This is a genomic window from Rhizobium sp. RCC_161_2 (genome assembly GCF_041355235.1).
Lineage (GTDB): Bacteria > Pseudomonadota > Alphaproteobacteria > Rhizobiales > Rhizobiaceae > Rhizobium.
Genome location: NZ_JBFUPL010000013.1, coordinates 92,395 through 110,754 on the forward strand (window position 1 = coordinate 92,395; position 18,360 = coordinate 110,754).

The window sequence follows — 18,360 nt, forward strand, 5'->3', positions numbered from 1 at the left end:
TATCGGAGAAGAAAATGTCGAAATTCGAAGATAACATCGCAAAGGCAGAGGCCTATCTGGCCCGCTTCCGCGAGCAAGGCGTGCTGAACCACATCGATGGCGAGGCCGTCTCCGCTGCCGACGGCACGACCTTCGATGTCATCTCGCCCGTCGATCTGAAGGTGCTGGCAAAGGTTGCGCATGGCAAGGCCGCGGATGTGGACCGGGCTGCAAAAGCCGCGAAAGCGGCCTTCCCCGCCTGGGCGGCAATGCCGGGCGATGCGCGCAAAAAGCTGCTGCACAAGATAGCCGATGCGATCGTCGCCCGCGCCGAGGAAATCGCCTTCACCGAATGCATGGATACCGGCCAATCGCTGAAATTCATGGCAAAGGCTGCACTACGCGGCGCCGAGAATTTCCGCTTCTTCGCCGATCGCGCCACGGAGGCTCGCGATGGAAAGACGTTGCGTGCGAACGGTCAGGTCAACATCACCAGCCGCGCGCCCATCGGCCCGGTCGGTGTCATCACGCCGTGGAACACCCCTTTCATGCTGTCGACCTGGAAGATCGCACCAGCGCTTGCCGCCGGCTGCACCATTGTCCACAAGCCGGCGGAGTTTTCACCGCTGACGGCTCGCCTGCTGGTCGAGATCGCCGAAGAGGCGGGCTTGCCCAAGGGCGTCTGGAACCTCGTCAATGGCTTCGGCGAGGATGCAGGCAAGGCGCTGACCGAGCATCCGGCCATCAAGGCGATCGGCTTCGTCGGCGAGAGCCGAACCGGATCGATGATCATGAAACAGGGAGCCGATACGCTGAAGCGCGTGCATTTCGAGCTTGGCGGTAAAAACCCTGCCATCGTGTTTGCCGATGCCGATCTGGAGCGCGCGGCCGACGCGGCGGTCTTCATGATCTATTCGCTGAACGGCGAGCGCTGCACCTCATCTTCGCGCCTGCTGGTGGAAGAGAGTATCTATGATCGCTTCACCGCAATGGTCGCCGAGAAGGCCAAACGCATCACCGTCGGCCATCCGCTCGATCCCGAAACCGTCATTGGTCCGCTGATCCATCCCGTTCATGAAAAGAAGGTGCTGGAATATATCGCGATCGGCAAACAGGACGGCGCGACGATTGCCGCCGGTGGTGCGAAATTCGATGGACCGGGCGGTGGATGCTATGTCTCCCCCACTCTGTTTACCGGGGCGAATAACCAGATGCGCATCGCCCAGGAAGAAATCTTCGGCCCCGTGCTGACCGCGATCCCCTTCAAGGACGAGGCGGAGGCGTTGGCGCTCGCCAATGACGTGCAGTACGGCCTCACAGGTTACCTCTGGACTTCGGACGTCACCCGCGCCTTCCGCTTCACCGATGCACTGGAGGCCGGAATGATTTGGGTGAATTCGGAAAACGTTCGCCATCTGCCGACCCCCTTCGGCGGCGTCAAGAATTCCGGCATCGGGCGCGACGGCGGCGACTGGTCCTTCGATTTCTACATGGAAACCAAAAACGTTGCCTTCGCCACCACGGCGCATGCGATCCAGAAACTCGGCGGCTGACAGCACAATAAGCCACATAAACTTTGGAGGAGAACCCCATGTCCCTGCCCGCACCAAACCTTTACCCGCCCTTCAACATCGTGCGCCTCAGCCATATCGAGTTTGCCGTTACCGATCTTGCCAAGTCGCGCGCCTTTTATGTCGATACGCTCGGCCTGCAAGTCACCGATGAGACGGCGGACACGATCTATCTGCGCGCGCTTGAAGAGCGCGGCCATCACTGCATCATCCTGAAGAAGGCCGACGCCGCCGAAGCAAGAGACCTGGGCTTCAAGGTATTTTCCGAAGAAGACCTCGACAAGGCTGAGCATTTCTTCAAGGCGAAAGGCCTGCCGGTCGAATGGATCGAACGGCCATACCAGTCACGCACGTTCCGCACTCGCGATCCGCATGGCATTCCGCTGGAATTCTATTCGAAGATGGACCGCCTTCCGCCGATCCATCAACAATATGCCCTCTATAAGGGTGTGAAGCCGCTCCGGATCGACCACTTCAACTGCTTCTCGCCGAATGTCGATGAGAGCGTTGCCTTCTACAATGAGATCGGCTTCCGGGTGACGGAATACACGGCCGACGAGGAGACCGGCAGGCTTTGGGCGGCCTGGACGCACCGCAAGGGCGGCGTGCATGACATCGCCTTCACCAATGGTCGCGGCCCTCGCCTGCACCATACCGCTTTCTGGGTGCCGACGCCGCTCAACATCATCGACCTGCTCGACCTGATGGCGACCACCGGCTGGCTTTCGAATATCGAGCGCGGCCCCGGCCGGCACGGCATTTCCAACGCCTTCTTTCTCTATATCCGCGATCCGGATGGCCACCGCATCGAGATTTATTGCTCGGACTATCAGACGGTCGATCCCGATCTGGAGCCGATCAAATGGGATCTCAAGGATCCGCAGCGCCAGACGCTCTGGGGCGCGCCGGCGCCAAAGTCCTGGTTCGAGGAAGGCAGTCTTTTTGCCGGAGCCCCCGTGGTTGATTCCGTCCTGAAGGCGCAGCCGATCGTCGCGCCGTAACGACGGGCGACCCCGCCGCGAACCGTGTATCCGCTCCTCATCAATCGATCGGACCTGCATCATGTCTTTGAAAGATCCTTCACTCTTCCGCCAGGCGGCACTTATCGCCGGCGAATGGATCGACGCCGATCCCGCTAACGCGATCGAGGTGAATAACCCGGCGACGGGCGAGATCATCGGCCTTGTGCCGAAGCTGGGCGCCGCCGAGACAAGGGTGGCCATCGAGGCCGCCCGCGTGGCGCAAAAGGGCTGGGCCGCGCGCACTGCCAAGGATCGTTGCGCCATCCTTCGCAAATGGTACGAGCTGATGATCGAGAACAAGGACGATCTCGGTCGTATCCTGACACTGGAGCAGGGCAAACCACTGACTGAGGCGACCGGTGAAATCGTCTACGGCGCAAGCTTCATCGAATGGTTTGCCGAGGAGGGTCGCCGTATCTATGGCGACCTGATCCCCGGCCACCAGCCCGACAAGCGCATCATGGTGATGAAGCAGCCGATCGGCGTTGTCGCCGCGATCACGCCATGGAATTTTCCCAATGCGATGATCACCCGCAAGGCCGGCCCCGCCTTCGCCGCCGGCTGTGCCATGGTCTTGAAACCCGCCTCGCAGACGCCGTTTTCGGCGATCGCAATTGCGATCCTGGCCGAACGCGCCGGATTGCCAGAGGGACTGTTCAGCGTCATCACCGGCTCGGCCGCGGCGATTGGCGCCGAGATGACCTCCAACCCGGTGGTGCGCAAGCTGACCTTCACCGGCTCGACCGAAATCGGCACCGAGCTTTACAAGCAGAGCGCGCCGACGATCAAGAAACTCGGCCTTGAGCTTGGCGGCAATGCGCCGTTCATCGTCTTTGACGACGCCGATCTCGATGCGGCGGTCGAAGGCGCGCTGATCGCCAAATACCGCAACAACGGCCAGACCTGCGTTTGCGCCAACCGCATCTATGTGCAGGACGGTGTCTACGACGCCTTCGCTGCAAAGTTGACGACGGCGGTCGGCAAGCTGAAAACCGGCAATGGCTTTGACGAAGGGGTCATTTTGGGGCCGCTGATCGACAAGGCGGCCCTTGCCAAGGTCAAGGAGCATATTGCCGATGCCTTGAGCAAGGGCGCGCGCATCCTGCGGGGCGGCAAACCGCATGCACTGGGCGGCACCTTCTTCGAGGCGACGATCCTGGCTGATGTCACCAAGGATATGGCGGTCGCACGCGAAGAAACCTTCGGACCCTTGGCTCCGCTCTTCCGCTTCAAGGACGAGGAAGATGTGATTGCGCAGGCGAACGATACGGAGTTCGGCCTCGCTTCCTACTTCTACGCCAAGGATCTCGCCCGCGTGTTTCGTGTCGCCGAAGCGCTGGAATACGGCATGGTCGGCGTCAATACCGGGCTGATTTCGACAGCGGAAGCACCATTCGGCGGGGTCAAGCTCTCCGGCCTTGGCCGTGAAGGCTCGAAGTATGGGATCGAAGAATTCACCGAGATCAAATATGTCTGCCTCGGCGGCATTGCCTGAGCAGAATAGGGAGAGAAACGATGCCCCATCCGAAAATTGTCAGCTTTTCCCGTAACGGACATGCCGGATATGGCATGCTTGCCGGAGACGGCGTCGTCGATCTTTTCGCGCGCCATGGCGCAAAGTGGCCGACGCTCCGCGAAGTCATCGCAGATGGTGCGCTGCTGACGCTCGCTGAGGAGGCCGTCGGTTTTGAGCCCGATTTCCCCGTGTCGGCTATCCGCTACGAAATCCCCGTTCCCGCCCCGGAAAAGATCATCTGCGTCGGCGTGAATTTTCCTGATCGCAACGAGGAGTACAAGGACGGGCAGGCAGCACCTTCCAACCCCTCCCTGTTCATCCGCTTTCCGCGTTCTTTCACCGGCCACGACCAGCCGCTGATCCGTCCGCCGGAAAGCCCGCAGCTCGACTACGAAGGCGAGATCGTCATCGTCATTGGCAAGGGCGGCCGCCGTATTCCAGAGGCACAGGCGCTCGACCATATCGCCGCGCTGTCGCTCTGCAATGAAGGCACGATCCGCGACTGGGTGCGCCATGCCAAGTTCAACGTGACCCAAGGCAAGAACTTCGACCGCACTGGCTCGATCGGTCCCTGGTTAATCCCGTTCACGAGCGAAGCGCAGATCGCCGACATCAAGCTCGAAACCCGCGTCAACGGCGAGGTCCGCCAGAGCGACCGAACCAGCCGGATGATCTTCTCTTTCCGCAAGATCATCAACTACATCTCCACTTTCACGACGCTCGTGCCCGGCGATGTGATCGTCACCGGCACGCCGACAGGCGCCGGCGCCCGCTTCGATCCGCCAATTTGGCTGAAGCCGGGCGATGTCGTCGAGGTCGAGGCCGATGGCATCGGTATCTTGCGCAACACGATCGCAGACGAGGTTTGACCATGTTGACACCTGACGAAATCCGGCAAGCGGCGGAACGGCTTGATATCGCGGAGAAGACGCGAATCCAGACCGGCCTTTTGTCGCTGCAACACCCGGGCATGACGATGGACGACGCCTATGCAGTACAGTCGGCCTGGGTCAAGAAGAAGGCGGCCTCCGGTCGCAAGATCATCGGCTGGAAAATCGGGCTGACCTCGAAGGCGATGCAATATGCGCTCAACATCGATATCCCGGATTCCGGCGTGCTGTTCGACGACATGATGTTCGAGGACGGTGGGACCGTTCCCGCGGATCGGTTCATCCAGCCCCGGATCGAGGCAGAAATCGCTTTCATCATGAAGGCTCCCCTGAAAGGTCCGGGCGTCACCGTGTTCGACGTGCTGAACGCCACCGACTACATTACCCCTGCGCTGGAAATCCTCGATACGCGCGTTCTGCGGGTCGATCCCGAAACGAAGAAGGCCCGCACCATCGTCGACACGATCTCGGACAATGCCGCCAATGCCGGCATCGTACTTGGCGGACGCATGGCGCGTCCCGACACAGTCGACATGCGCTGGATGGGCGCGATTGTCAGTCGCAATTCCGAGGTCGAGGAAACCGGTCTGGGTGCTGGCGTGCTGAACCAGCCTGCCCGTGGTGTCGCCTGGCTCGCCAACCGGCTGGCCGCATACGGCGACAGCATCGAGGCGGGTCAGATCGTGCTTGCCGGCTCCTTCATTCGTCCGATCGAGGCACGCCACGGCGATACCATCGTTGCCGATTTCGGACCCTACGGTACCGTCAGCAGCTATTTCGCATAGGAGAGATACCCATGCCCGCGCCCAAAAACACGTTCAAGGCCGCTCTTATGGAGAAGCGCCCGCAGATCGGCCTCTGGCTGGCGCTGGCCAATCCCTATACAGCCGAAATCTGCGCGGGCGCTGGCTATGACTGGCTACTGATCGATGGCGAGCATGCTCCGAACGATATCCCACTGCTGATGGCGCAGTTGCAGGCGCTGAAGGGAACATCGAGCCATCCCGTCATTCGGGTACCGATCGGTGAAGCCTGGTTGCTGAAGCAGACGCTTGATATCGGCGCGCAAACAATACTCGTGCCCATGGTCGAGAATGGCGAGCAAGCCAAGGCCCTGGTGCGCGCTGTGCGCTACCCGCCACACGGTATGCGCGGCGTTGGCGCCGCGCTCGCGCGAGCCTCGGCGTTCAACCGCATTCCCGATTATCTCCAGACCGCCAATGATGAGATTTGCCTGCTGCTACAGATCGAGAACCGCGCCGGCCTGGCCGCACTCGATGACATCGCGACCACCGACGGCGTGGATGGTGTTTTCATCGGACCGGCCGATCTTGCCGCTGACATGGGTCATCTCGGCAGACCCGGCGATCCGGAGGTGCAGCAGGCGGTGGAAGCCGCATTGATCCGTATTCAGTCGCATGGCAAGGCCGCCGGCATCCTGACTGCCGATCAGTCGCTTGCCAAACGCTACCTCGAACTCGGAGCCAGCTTCGTCGCCATCGGAAACGATGTCAGCCTCCTGGCAAACGGCGCTTCGCGTCTGCTCTCAGACTTTCAGAACGCAGCTGCTGCTTCAGCCGGAAGTTCGGGCACGGCAAAGGTCTATTAAGACGCCGCTATCCTCCGGATAAGACCCTGAAGCACGACGAGCTGTTCCGCGATCAATCGTCTCGTCGATAAGCTCTCCCTGCGCCGAAATCTTGCTGGTTGCATCTGCGATTATGATCTCCGGCTTGCTTAGCACAAATGCATCGAGATAAAGCAGCGCCTGTCTCAGGTGGTATTGCGCCCGCGAACCGCCAAGCATGCCGACCGAAGCCGTCTGGATCGCGACCGGCTTGCCCGAGAACGGCGCCGGAGACAATCGTGACAGCCAATCGAGCGCATTCTTCAAAACGCCGGGGATCGAGTAGTTATATTCCGGTGTGACGAACACAACAGCATCTGAGGACCGAATGATGTCGGCCCACTCGAGCACGATGGTGGGCAACCTTCAGACTGAACATCCCCATTGTCGTGAGGGAGGCACTGTCACATTAAGGAGCGTTAGCCGGCGGATGGCGTATTGAGCCGGTGTGTCATGCGACGACGCGAACGCCTGTGACTTCTGACCAGACGACCATCGCCTCGCTGCGAAGCGTTCGGTAGTCGGCTGAGGTCAGGGACTGGCGGGGAAAATGGAACAAATTGGCGATCGGATCATGAATTGAGACGAAGCGCTGCACATGGCGCGCTGATTTGAACCGCTTCATGATCCGCTCTCCTCGCCTCGTGGGCTGATGCGAATTTTCCGCGCGATTATTCAAGCCCTTGTAATGGCGGTGTTCCATTTTCAGCCCGAGACCCCGACGTGCCGCGCCGTAAGACCGGAGCTTGTCTGTGATCAGAACCCGAGGGGTGCGCGCCTGCTTGCGAATGAGTTTGCGCAGGAGCCGCTCGGCGGCCAGTTTGTCGCGGCAGCTTTGGACCAGAGCATCGAGAACGAAGCCATCCTGATCGACAGCCCGCGAAAGCCAGTGTTCCGGCCGTTGATCGTGATGGCAACCTCATCAAGATACCATTTGTCGCCGAACTGCGGAGCACGACGGCGGATCTTTCCGGCGAAGTCGCGTCCGAACCGTTCGGCCCAACGCCGAACCGTCTCATGGCTGACGACAATGGCCGTCGCGGCAAGCAGATCTTCGACCATCCGCAGGCTGAGCGGAAATCGGAAATACAGCCAGACGGCTCGGCCTATGATTTCGGCGGGAAACCGGCGACCTCGATAGAGCGAATTTCGAACAGCGCTCATATCAGATATCGTTCCCGAGCGTCGGTTGCCGCGTCAACGTGACTGTGCCCAGAGCATTACGGCGGGAACTTCCATCCGGGCCGCGTGATCACCCTATGTTCTCAAAAGTCGGACAGATTAACCACTTTCGTGTCGTGACGCCTGGATGGCTTGTCGGACAGAGGTCGAGTTCCTAAAAAGGGGCTCTGCCGCGGAAACGAACACTTTAAGGCGAGCCCGTCCGCTTAATCTTGGGGCTTCTTAAGTTTTGTTGATCCAGGATACGTCCAACATAGGGGGATTTTATGAATCAAGAGTTCTTCGTAGCGAAACAGAATAAGGTAAAATTACTGCTCTCGACAATATTTCTCATTACGATCTCTGCAATTGCGTTTTATTATCTCCACAGAGGGCCGGACCAAAGCAGCCTGCGGATCGTGCTCAGGGAAGGCTATCTATTTTATCCTATATTCGGATTTGGGCTTGTGCTTCTTCTAGCGCTCTCCGTTGGAGGCCTCTATCGGCTCATCTCGGGTGCAAAAGGTTTGACGGTCAATCATGAGGGCATCGACTTAAATGGTTCATTGCTGGTGAAATGGAACGATATAGCTGCTTTGGAGCATTATGAGGATTTTACGTCCTCGCATCTGACTGGGTACAAAATTATCCTTAAAGATCCGGAAGGCTACTTATCCGCGCACAAACAACATCCACTATACAAAAAGATGGTGTCCAATCAGAAATCCATATCGACGCCTGTGGCGGTCTATACGAATAGTCTGAACATGGATCACGCCAGATTTAATTCCGTTGTAGATCATTTTCTTCGCAAAAATGCCTGACGCGGTCAGTCAGAAAGTGTCGTCGTGAACCGGCTCCGAACAATGACCCCATTGAGACCCCCTGCAACAATTTGAAATTGATAGGAAAATCTGAACATCAACGGGTCATGGGCGACGCCGGTATATTCGCCACTTTCTCCACAAAACGGAATATATTTCAATTGCCTAGGTTCTGTTGACAAAGTTTAACGATCTACCCGCGCATTCAATGCGGCCTCGATTTCAGCATATGTAGCCGCGTGTCGTTCGCGTTGATGCACGAGATACGTGGAGTGCCTTTTTGCGAAAGCATCGACCTCACCAAGCTCCGCTGGGTAAGCCTCACCCACGCTTTCAAAAAAGAACCCGTGTCGCACCAGCCTCTCGACTTTATTCCACTGCTTGATGTCAGACATTTTCGGGGCTTTGAATTTGCGATTGAGGCCGATGCTTGGTCCGCCACAGTGAGGGCAGGCCAAGATAGCATCCGCCTGTGATGCTCGCCTAAAGCTCTTCCTGCACTGGAAGCACGCATACGGATGTAGATATTGCGGCGAAGGCGTTTCGTTGCGAACCATAGCTGTCTCGGGTCACGTTTGCATCGTTCTCTCAGATGCTAGCAGCCCGACGATTCCCATCACATCGAAAAAATGATTCAAGCCTCCCTTTTAGGAGGTTCAAATGGCCCGTGGGGATTTGAGTGACGCGGAATGGCGGATCGCAGAACCACTTTTGCCAGCAGAGCATGGGCGCAAATCCCGCCCATCCTATGATAATCGGAAATTCTTAAACGGCATGCTGCATGTGCTTCGGGCCGGATGCCCGTGGCGCGATATGCATGAACGCTACGGAAAATGGAACTCGGTGTATGTTCGCTTTCGCCGATGGGCAGAGCAAGGGGTATGGGATGCCCTTCTCGAAACGCTCGTTGAGCTTGGCCTGACCGACGACTGGCAACACATGATCGACAGCACCACGGTTCGTGGCCACTCTCCGGCTGCGGGCGCTAAAGGGGGACTTATAAGGAGGCTTTTGGTCGATCAGGCGGCGGCTTTTCGACAAAAATCCGTGCCCGCGCAGACGGTCAGGGACGCCCTCTCGGCTCCATCCTGACTGGTGGTGAGGCTTCCGATTACAATGCCGTTCCGGACTTACTGGCCATGCCGGTCGCCAAGCCGAGAATGTTTCTCGCGGACAAGGGCTATGACGGCGACGTCTTGCGTGAAAAATCGCTGATCCATGGAATCATGGCCCGTAATCCCCCCAAAGGCAAACCGGAAGAACCCACCTGCCTACGACTTCCAAGCCTACAAGGACCGAAACCGCATCGAGCGCATGTTCAACCGGCTCAAGCAGTTTCGTCGCGTCGCCACTCGATACGACAAGACCCGAAAGTCCTTCTCCGCATTCCTCGCTCTGGCCGCCGCAAAGATATGGTTACCTTACTTTGTCAACAGGACCTAGGTATCCTGAACTTCGGCTGAAGAGTTCAAATTTGATGCAGCACTACTGCAAGGTACTCGGATGCGAACTCAGACCCGATCGGTTAACGATCCTAGGCTTGAAACAGCCCTGCGACAACCATACAGGACACGATAGCTAGCCACACGGACGCGCTCCGCTGAAGTATCATCAGCCGCCAATGGCTTCGCGCACCGACCTGCGTCAACCTGCCGATTAAACCCCAAATCACGACAACGATGCTTGCCAAGACAACGAAAATGATAAGCCTTGGCAAGAAGTCCGACACGCTCGGCGGAGGTAGAAGAACAAGTCCGAACACAAGGGCCTTGGGGTTGAGCATCGTCGTCACATATATGTGTCGAGCGGTCACGCTGCGGTCCGATACATCTTTGTTTCCCGCCACCCAAAGCTTTATTGCGAGATACATTACCCAAATCGCCGCTGCGGCCTTCAACACCAGAGCTGTTTCCGGCCAACGCGCGATCAGCTCTCCCCCAAGCCACGTAAGGGGCAAGATCATAGTGAGGTAACCGAGCAATTCGGCGGGGAACAGTCTCGGAACGACCCAAAAACCGTTGCGTGCCGATGCCAACCCCATCAACGTATTGGTCGGGCCGGGGCTCAGTAGGAGAATGAACGCCGCCGAGATATATGCTGGATAGCTCATTAGAGGTCACCTGTAGTGGTAGTGTCTTCAGTCAATTCCGATGGGGTTCGCGCAGGTGTTTGCCCTTGGCTTTTCTCAGGTCCAACTATCTGTCTCGTCGTTGTGAGGAATGCTCGACTGGCTTCCCGGACGCGAGCAGGCAATCGCAGCGGCCTTCGCGGCTCGTCGCATTGCCGCGTCTAGCGAGAGGCCTCGATCGAGAGCCGACGCGAGGACGCCCACAAAACAATCACCAGCTCCGGTCGTATCCACGGCATCAACGCGCAGCGCCGAGACCCTTACATTCTCGCCATTGATGAACGCTTCGGCTCCCTCTCCTCCCATGGTGCGTAGGACACCGGTGTCGAGGGACTCGGACAACGATCTCGCGCTCGGCTCGCAACCAAGCCAACCGGAAAGAGCTTCGGCCTCATCTTCGTTGACGATTACGATATCGACAAGAGAGAGAAGGTCGCGATCCAGCCGGTAGGCCGGAGCGAGGTTGAGAATCGATTTTGCGGGATGATTGGAAACCCGTCTGATCAGATTTTCGATCTCAACAGCGTCGTTCTCCATCTGCATCAGGACGTAACTTGCGTTACGAAGCAGCTCATCTTCAACGCCATCGGATTGGGCTGCCAGATTGGCGCCTGCTGCAACTGCGATCATATTGCGGCCATCGGCATCGATCATTATTGCGGCGGAGCCGGTAGGCTCGTTCGATCGGACCACACGGCTGATATCGACCTCGCTTTCCAAATTCTGAAGGGCGATAGGGGCCATGGCGTCGTTACCCACCGCCCCGATCATGACGACATTTGCGCCATCCCGCGCAGCTGCAAGTGCTTGGTTAGCCCCCTTCCCTCCAGCCTCGGTTCGGGATCCGCGGGCTAAAACCGTCTGACCCGCTTGAGGTATCTCGTTGACCAGGTAGATGAGGTCAACATTTATTGATCCGAACGTGACGATCATACTACAACCCCTAGCTTTCTTCTCGCCGGCGGCGCCAAAATGCGCGATCGCTGTGATCTTCGTCTGCAATCGAAGCGAACATCACCGTGACAATCCGCCAGTTATCACTCCCGTTCGCATCGCCTATAATCAGAATTGATTTTTCTTTTAGAATCTATTTCTATTTTCATCAAGCTCAAGAGTAAAATCCGAACGATTGGGCGAGCGCCTGTCCCCGGACCACCAAACCGACACTTGACGGAAGCGACAACTAACGGGGATCGTTTATGGAAGCCTATTCCATATTGGAAACAAACCTTATAGGCTTCGCTAAAAGGAGATTAATGTTTGACCGTCGCAGCCGTATCACGATGCCTGACGCTCTTGGAAGAGTTGGCTGGAGAAGCAGGATCAATCGAGTTGTCCGACCTCGCTGGACGTCTTGATATGCCAGCGAGTGCGGTCCATCGCCTCTTGACTACGCTGATTAGCCACGGTTGGGTTACCCAAGATGCCGCGAGCCAAAACTATGCCCTTTCTCTTCGGTTGAGCGCCTTGGCATTCCGGAATCTCGATGCCCGGAACGTCCCGGACGTGGTGCAATCTGTCCTGAATCGGTTGGCTGCGGAAACGCAAGAATATTGCCGTCTAGCGATCCTGGAAGGTCAGGATTTGGTATGGGTGGCACGCGCACAAGGTGCGACAACCGGCCTCCGATATGATCCGGACATGGGACAAGAAATCGTTCTTCACGCAACGGCGAATGGGAAGGCGTGGCTTTCGACTCTGCCTGAAGAACGCGCACTGGAGATTGTCTATTCTCGCGGTTTTACGGCCAAACGGAAGCTTGGTCCCAATTCTGCTCGATCAATCGATGAACTCAGAGTCCGACTGAATGAAACCCGGGAGCGGGGCTTCGCAACCTCTGTCGAGGAGGGTGAGGCTGGTACCGCAGCAGTTGCGGTTCCCTTTCGAACGAGTTCTGATGCTGAAGCGCCGGTCGCTGGAACGATCTCCGTTGCGGGACCTCTTATGCGCATAACCGAAGATCGTTGGCCCGACTTAGTTCGTTCCCTCAAAAACGCTGCAGAAGAACTAAGCGACATCTGGCCTCTGCGAGTTCGCCAGCGAACCATGACGCCACTGATCGTTGCAACCGGCGCAGTGCGGTAGCCGCGTCTACAGTTACTTTGAAGCATGATCACAACCGGCTGGATCTGCAAGGATCGCCGGGCTCTGCATTGCAGACGTCATCATGCGCCATCGCGGAGGCAGTTCTGCGAGCCTCCCGCGCCCGCGCTAGAACAGCTTGTCCACTGCCAGCCCGCCAGCAACGCAGGCTGAATGGAGCATACTCGCGTTTATCCTCGGCCCTTTGCCGGACAGCAGCCTCTTCCTCCCCATCTATCGCCGTCCCGATCTTCTGCACCCGAAGGCGCTCGACTCAATTTTCCACTAGATTTGAAAGGTGGTTTCGTTTTAGAAATCATTTCCAATTAATTCTGCAAGTGGAGAGGATTTGCGATGAGCGTGACAAGATGGGAGGACGACGCCACTCTTTGGCACGGTCCAGACTATGGTTCGGAGGCTTTGAAATACCACCCGGACGTCAAGTCGGCGGCTGTCGCAGGTCGGATCATCACCTGTGTCGAGATCGTCGATTGGAGCGGCACAGGTACAAAGGACATGCTGATTTCGGCATGGGACGCATGCTATGACGGTCGCGTTTTCCTGCGTCGCCAGATCGGCACCAATCCTGACGGCACGCCTATTCTGGGTGAAGAAGAACTGGTGGAAGGCGTCCGCGGTTACGTGACGGCCGTTAAGGATGGAGATATTTTCCATCTAGTCTCCGCGTCGCGGCTGCGCAAACAGATTTACGTCTTTCCCAATGTCGGGAAAAAAGGCGCACCTGAATTTGGCGACCCCGTGCGCCTTGACCTCGATGCCGACTGGGTCAAGGGTAACGAATATTTCCATATGGCCCGGTTCCACGATATCGATGGCGACGGGGTGGCGGAACTCATCGTCGGTAGCGACTACTGGAACGACTATTGGCCGAACGGTCTGGAATGGAACGACGAAGGCTATCGCGGCTATGACGACGCCGGACGTTGGCTCGGCGGTCCGCTACGTGGCTTCCTGTACGCATTCAAGAACAAAGGTACGCTCGCAGCGCCCGTGCTGGAAAAGGGCCATGCCCTCATCGCCGGCGAAACGCCACTTGAGGTCTATGGGCAGCTGGCGCATGCATTCGGCCAGTTTGGGACTGGGCAGCAACACATCATCGCAGGCGAGTTCTGGAATATCCTGCATATTGCCCGGCAGCGCGAAGACGGAACCTTCGAGCCGACCAGTCTGGTGCGCGGTATCGACGGCACGGTTCTGGAACTCGAACAGTGCATCCATCTCCCCTGCGTCGTCGATTGGGATGGCGACGGTCGCGAAGATATCGTTTACGGCGCCGAGGATGGATACATCAGCTTTCTCAAGAACGTCGGCGATGGCGAAGACGGACTTCCGCGTTTCGAGCAGCGCGGCCGCATCGAGACCACGAAGCCATTGATCCACGCGGGTATCCTGCCAAGCCCCGCGGCCTATGATTTCAGCGGTGACGGGCACTACGATCTTGTCGTTGGCAACAGCACGGGGGAATTGCTCTTCTACCAAAGCCGGGAAAAAGACGGGATCATTTATCTCGACAAGGAAGTCATGCTGAAGGGTGGCGACACGCCGATCCGGCTTGCAGCCGGATTGACCGGCTCTATCCAGGGGCCGTCGGAAAAAATGTTCGGCTACTCCTGCCCGACCCTTGCCGATTGGACCGGCAATGGCAGCATGGACATATTGGTCAGCGACGTTACGGGCCGTCATCGGCTGTTCCGCAACACTGGCGAAAAGGTCCTGCCGCCACGCTTTGGCGAGGAGGAGTTCCTAACCTTCAAGGGCAAGCCGTTGAAGACAGTCTGGCGGGTTCGACCGGCGGTCGTTGATTGGCTCAAGGACAGCGACCTCCACTATGTCGCACTGGATGAGGACGGAGTCCTCAGCGATTGGAGGAAGGCGTCCGACACGGAACTCGTCGACAAACGTTTCCTACGTTGGGAAGACGGCGAAGCTATACGTTTTACGGTCGATGTTGGCGGCGGGCGCGGGCGCGTAAAGCTGTGCTTCTGCGATTGGGAAGGCACAGGTCGCACGGACCTTATTTTTGGCACCCATGCCCGCGCCTGCGTGCCACCGGATCCGAGGACCGGCGCACCACGAAATACGACGAAGCAGGCGGGCCTGTTCTACTCCCGCAATGTCGGAACGCCGGAAGAGCCGCGCTTTGCGTTGCCAATCCCGATCAAACACCACGACGAGACCATTCAGATGGCGATGCATGTCGCCTCCCCGGAAGTTGTCGATTGGGCCGGCCGCGGAAATCTCGACATCATTGTCGGGATCGAGGACGGCAGCATCGTCTGGCTCAAGCGCGAGGAATTGTCGTGGTGAGCGGCGTCAGCATTCGAGGTACAACTAAGCTGATTGGCATTATCGGCGACCCGATCGCCCAAGCCAAGTCGCCAGCTGCGGTCAATCCTCTTTTCGCGGCACGCGGGGCAGATATAGTGTCTATCCCGCTCCATGTGCCAGCAAAACAATTGGCCACAATCTGGGCCGGCCTGAGGGCGATGCCGAACCTCGTGGGGTTCGGCATTACTCTACCTCACAAACAGACGGCGATCGACCTCTGCGACAGTCTCGATCCGGTGGCAGCCCGGGTCGGCGCTGTCAACTTCGTCCGGCGCGAACGCGACGGTAGCTTTCGAGGCTACCAGTTCGATGGCAAAGGCTTTGTGCGTGGCCTCCAATCGAAAGGGATTGCGATAGAGGGTCGCGATGCTCTCATCATCGGAGCCGGCGGTGCTTCGGTTGCTATAGCGTTTGCACTCGTCGAGGCAGGTGCCAGCAGCATCACGGTGTCGAATCGAACTTTTGACAAAGCCGAAGCGCTGGCGGAGACGGTGAACGCTGACTTTGGAAGAAAAGTTGCCAAGGCAGGCAAAGCCGAGCCGGAAGCGGGCCAGCTCGTCGTCAATGCCACGTCACTCGGCCTTCAAGATACGGACGCGCTACCGCTTAATCCGGATCTCCTGCTGCCTGGGATGACATTCGCTGAAGTCATTGCCCAGCCCGAAACAACCAGGCTTCTCGCATTGGCCGCAGCAAAGGGTGTCGAAACCCATTCCGGCATGCACATGATCACCGGACAAGCCGATCTCACCGTCGACCATATCTGTGAGCTCTGGGCTTAGCTGCGTTTCTCGCATCAAGCGTCATGCCTGACCCGTAAGGCATGACGTTCTCGAACGCCATCCGGCGTAGCGGCATACTTCGCGTCTTCAAGTGATACGCCCCAAGCGCCATCGAGATGTTGCTCGATCTCCGCAACGCTTTTCTTTCGAGAAAAGCGATTTCCCCGACTGACTTGCTATGACACATCCACGTGCCTTTTCCCAGAGAATTGGGCGAGGATTATCCCTCTCCTTGATGTTGCAGCCTCAGACCTTTCTCGGGCCACCGAAGTCTGCCAACCCGACCTGTCAGCGAAAGGGTCACGACGGCATCTTGCAAGTCTTGGCCAATAAATCCTAGATTTGTGGGATAAATCTCTGGCATCCACACTTGGTCGAGCAACTCGCCTCCTGGCGACACCACCGTTATGCACCCGGTCACCAAGGTTGAAACGCAGATGTTACCGGAAGCCGCAATCTTCAGACTGTCTAGACGCTGGAAGCCGCCTAGTCCGATAATGAGCTCGCCGCCACTCTGGCTCGGAAAAGGTCTTTTGTGGACTACCCCCGGCCCAGCGATGGCGTAGCTCCACAGTCGTGCTGTTTCCATTTCGGCGACGTATAGCGTCGAAAGATCGGGTGACAAGCCAATTCCGTTTGGTGCGAGAAGCGGAAATACCACCTTCTTTATCGAACTGCCATCGGCTTTTCCGTAATAGACAGCACCATGGTCGCGCTGGAACTCCCCGACCCTGCCCGTGTCAGTGAAATAAAAGCCGCCCTGATTATCGAAAACGATGTCGTTAGGACCACTAAGTGTTCGGCCGTCGCACTGGTCATACAAGGTCGTCACCTCGCCCGTCGCGATATCGACCCTCTGGACTATTCCACCGGAGTAATCTGGGGCCAGACCAACGGGTCGCAACCACTCGCCCTCCTGCTCCCAGGAGAACCCTCCATTATTGCAAACGTAGAGCGCTCCATCCGGCCCTAAAGCCATCCCGTTAGGGCCGCCGCCGGTCTGGGCCAGTAGTTCGTGTTTTCCGCCTCCGCTGATCCTAACGATCCTGCCGGCACCGATCTCCACGACGGCAATCGAACCGTCGGGGAGTTCGACGGGTCCTTCGGGAAAGTGAAGTCCCTTGGCAATGATCTCGATGTCAGGTTTCGTCATAGAATGGGAAAGCCCTGAACGAATAGGTCGGAATAGCGATTTATTGTGGGGATCCGGACAGATTTATACTATGGCCCGCCCGTGAGGATTGATTTCGTAAGCGAGCTAATTGGTCTCCACGCGCTCGGGCATGCCCCGGTTTGCTGCCGAACGATAGCCTGCCTCAATGACGGCCAGTGCTCGCTCCGCTTCGAGCAAGCCTGCAACGGGACGACGATTATTTGCGAGGTCAGCCCAACTTCGGCGAAGGAAAACAGGGTAATACTCGTCCGTGTTATATTCGATTGTCGTCGAGCTAGCCCTCCCGTTTTCACGCGTCTTTGCATAGAATTGGTCGGCGTAACCGCGAATGTAGGATTGACGATGCGACAGCGAAAAGGCGAAATCCCGCTGATCGTCGGCTGTGGATGGATACAAATACCCTGTCTCGATCACGCCGATCTGTCCTGCGGCAGTTCGGCAGGTGAAGACAGCCTGTTCGTCGACGGTCACGTCAGGCCGGTAGATCTGGACCTGGCCTGAGACCTCGATGATGGGGGATTGCGTCAGGTTTGAGATCAGGTCGATGAAGTGAATACCGACATTCAGCATCGACCCACCGCCTGCGAGGGCCTTTTCAAGCATCCATGCGCACCCGTTTCGTTCATACCGTGCGACCGAGCCTACGACAAATCGGAAGGAAAGATGTTCAAATCCGTCTGCCATCAGACCTGCAGCCGGCGATAGAAGATCAGCCAGAGCGCTCACCCGCTGAATAAAAGGCACACTAACGTAGACGCCGCGTTTCTCGGCTAAATTGCGGATACGACGAACCTCCTCTACATTAAGCCCGCATGGCTTCTCGATGAGAAAGGGCTTGCCCTTGGCGATTAGCCGCTCAGCGAGTTCGGCCATGTCGGAGTGACGGCTAAAGACGAGCGCAAAGTCAAAGTCCTGGCTCATCAGTTCGTCATTGGAACCAAAGAGCTTGCAATTGAGCAGATCGGAAAAACGAGGCCCGGCGAATGAAGCGCTGTCCGATATGCCGATCACCTCGATACCCGGATCCTTCAGCGCAGCGATGTAAAGCGGAAAATGCCAGTGGCTGACGTCGAATACTGCGATCTTCATCTCGACTCCGTTTATTGGAGGTTTATCAAGGCGAGGAGCCGTGGTTAAACGCATGGGCCGGCCGGACAACGGCGGACTAACGTTTGACCGCCGTCAAGCGGCTCCTTGTGAAACGCCCTCCGCAATGCTATTGGAATAGCGTTCCGACAAACCGAATATCGTGGTA

17 protein-coding genes and 1 pseudogene are annotated in these 18,360 nt (G+C 57.6%); 12 read left to right on the forward strand and 6 right to left on the reverse strand.

All coding sequences use genetic code 11. The features are described 5' to 3' along the window. Positions 1-14 precede the first annotated feature (14 nt). From hpaE to hpaI, 6 genes are all read left to right on the forward strand, one after another. The gene (gene hpaE / locus AB6803_RS27575) at positions 15-1,532 is read left to right on the forward strand and encodes a 5-carboxymethyl-2-hydroxymuconate semialdehyde dehydrogenase (RefSeq protein ID WP_371111883.1); all 1,518 of its coding nucleotides are present in this window, start codon (positions 15-17) and stop codon (positions 1,530-1,532) included. 38 nt (positions 1,533-1,570) lie between these two features. Beyond that, entirely contained in the window at positions 1,571-2,551 is a 981-nt protein-coding gene (gene hpaD / locus AB6803_RS27580) for a 3,4-dihydroxyphenylacetate 2,3-dioxygenase (protein ID WP_371111884.1), read from the forward strand. A 61-nt stretch (positions 2,552-2,612) separates the two neighbouring features. Beyond that, positions 2,613-4,067, forward strand: a complete 1,455-nt coding sequence (gene gabD / locus AB6803_RS27585) for an NADP-dependent succinate-semialdehyde dehydrogenase (protein WP_371111885.1) — start codon at positions 2,613-2,615, stop codon at positions 4,065-4,067. Positions 4,068-4,087: 20 nt separating this feature from the next. Continuing rightward, entirely contained in the window at positions 4,088-4,957 is an 870-nt protein-coding gene (locus AB6803_RS27590) for a fumarylacetoacetate hydrolase family protein (protein WP_371111886.1), read from the forward strand. Positions 4,958-4,959: 2 nt separating this feature from the next. Further along, positions 4,960-5,763: a 2-oxo-hept-4-ene-1,7-dioate hydratase gene (gene hpaH / locus AB6803_RS27595; protein ID WP_371111887.1), complete on the forward strand. Its 804-nt coding sequence runs from the start codon at positions 4,960-4,962 to the stop codon at positions 5,761-5,763. Between the two features lie 11 nt (positions 5,764-5,774). Then, positions 5,775-6,587, forward strand: a complete 813-nt coding sequence (gene hpaI / locus AB6803_RS27600) for a 4-hydroxy-2-oxoheptanedioate aldolase (RefSeq protein WP_371111888.1) — start codon at positions 5,775-5,777, stop codon at positions 6,585-6,587. Here hpaI and AB6803_RS27605 read toward each other — a convergent pair. Together AB6803_RS27605 and AB6803_RS27610 are read right to left on the reverse strand one after the other, a co-directional pair. After that, entirely contained in the window at positions 6,552-6,968 is a 417-nt protein-coding gene (locus AB6803_RS27605; protein ID WP_371111889.1) for an NADPH-dependent FMN reductase, read from the reverse strand. The two genes, hpaI and AB6803_RS27605, sit on opposite strands and share 36 nt — an antisense overlap. Before the next feature lie 88 nt (positions 6,969-7,056). After that, a pseudogene (locus tag AB6803_RS27610) lies at positions 7,057-7,769 on the reverse strand (IS6 family transposase). Between the two features lie 284 nt (positions 7,770-8,053). Between AB6803_RS27610 and AB6803_RS27615 the strand changes: the two are divergent. The 3 genes from AB6803_RS27615 (at position 8,054) to AB6803_RS27625 (ending at position 10,033) form a co-directional block, all read left to right on the forward strand. Continuing rightward, on the forward strand, positions 8,054-8,590 hold the full coding sequence (locus AB6803_RS27615; protein ID WP_371111890.1) for an STM3941 family protein: 537 nt from the start codon (positions 8,054-8,056) through the stop codon (positions 8,588-8,590). A 660-nt stretch (positions 8,591-9,250) separates the two neighbouring features. Further along, the gene (locus AB6803_RS27620) at positions 9,251-9,682 is read left to right on the forward strand and encodes an IS5 family transposase (RefSeq protein WP_371111891.1); all 432 of its coding nucleotides are present in this window, start codon (positions 9,251-9,253) and stop codon (positions 9,680-9,682) included. Positions 9,683-9,808: 126 nt separating this feature from the next. Then, positions 9,809-10,033, forward strand: a complete 225-nt coding sequence (locus tag AB6803_RS27625) for a transposase (protein WP_371111892.1) — start codon at positions 9,809-9,811, stop codon at positions 10,031-10,033. A gap of 91 nt (positions 10,034-10,124) precedes the next feature. On the opposite strand, the gene AB6803_RS27630 is transcribed toward AB6803_RS27625, so the two are convergent. Further along, the gene (locus AB6803_RS27630; protein WP_371111893.1) at positions 10,125-10,700 is read right to left on the reverse strand and encodes a LysE family translocator; all 576 of its coding nucleotides are present in this window, start codon (positions 10,698-10,700) and stop codon (positions 10,125-10,127) included. Between the two features lie 75 nt (positions 10,701-10,775). Beyond that, positions 10,776-11,651: a ribokinase gene (locus tag AB6803_RS27635; RefSeq protein WP_371111894.1), complete on the reverse strand. Its 876-nt coding sequence runs from the start codon at positions 11,649-11,651 to the stop codon at positions 10,776-10,778. A gap of 327 nt (positions 11,652-11,978) precedes the next feature. On the opposite strand from AB6803_RS27635, the gene AB6803_RS27640 reads away from it, so the two are divergent. The 3 genes from AB6803_RS27640 (at position 11,979) to AB6803_RS27650 (ending at position 15,931) form a co-directional block, all read left to right on the forward strand. Then, positions 11,979-12,803: an IclR family transcriptional regulator gene (locus AB6803_RS27640; protein ID WP_371111895.1), complete on the forward strand. Its 825-nt coding sequence runs from the start codon at positions 11,979-11,981 to the stop codon at positions 12,801-12,803. A 351-nt stretch (positions 12,804-13,154) separates the two neighbouring features. Then, positions 13,155-15,128 (forward strand): FG-GAP repeat domain-containing protein, encoded by a 1,974-nt coding sequence (locus tag AB6803_RS27645; protein ID WP_371111896.1) that lies wholly within the window; start codon positions 13,155-13,157, stop codon positions 15,126-15,128. After that, positions 15,125-15,931: a shikimate dehydrogenase gene (locus AB6803_RS27650; RefSeq protein WP_371111897.1), complete on the forward strand. Its 807-nt coding sequence runs from the start codon at positions 15,125-15,127 to the stop codon at positions 15,929-15,931. The genes AB6803_RS27645 and AB6803_RS27650 overlap by 4 nt, the downstream gene beginning before the upstream one ends. Before the next feature lie 220 nt (positions 15,932-16,151). On the opposite strand, the gene AB6803_RS27655 is transcribed toward AB6803_RS27650, so the two are convergent. Together AB6803_RS27655 and AB6803_RS27660 are read right to left on the reverse strand one after the other, a co-directional pair. Further along, positions 16,152-17,084: an SMP-30/gluconolactonase/LRE family protein gene (locus tag AB6803_RS27655; protein WP_371111898.1), complete on the reverse strand. Its 933-nt coding sequence runs from the start codon at positions 17,082-17,084 to the stop codon at positions 16,152-16,154. 105 nt (positions 17,085-17,189) lie between these two features. Beyond that, entirely contained in the window at positions 17,190-18,194 is a 1,005-nt protein-coding gene (locus AB6803_RS27660) for a Gfo/Idh/MocA family protein (RefSeq protein ID WP_371111899.1), read from the reverse strand. Positions 18,195-18,360: the final 166 nt, after the last annotated feature.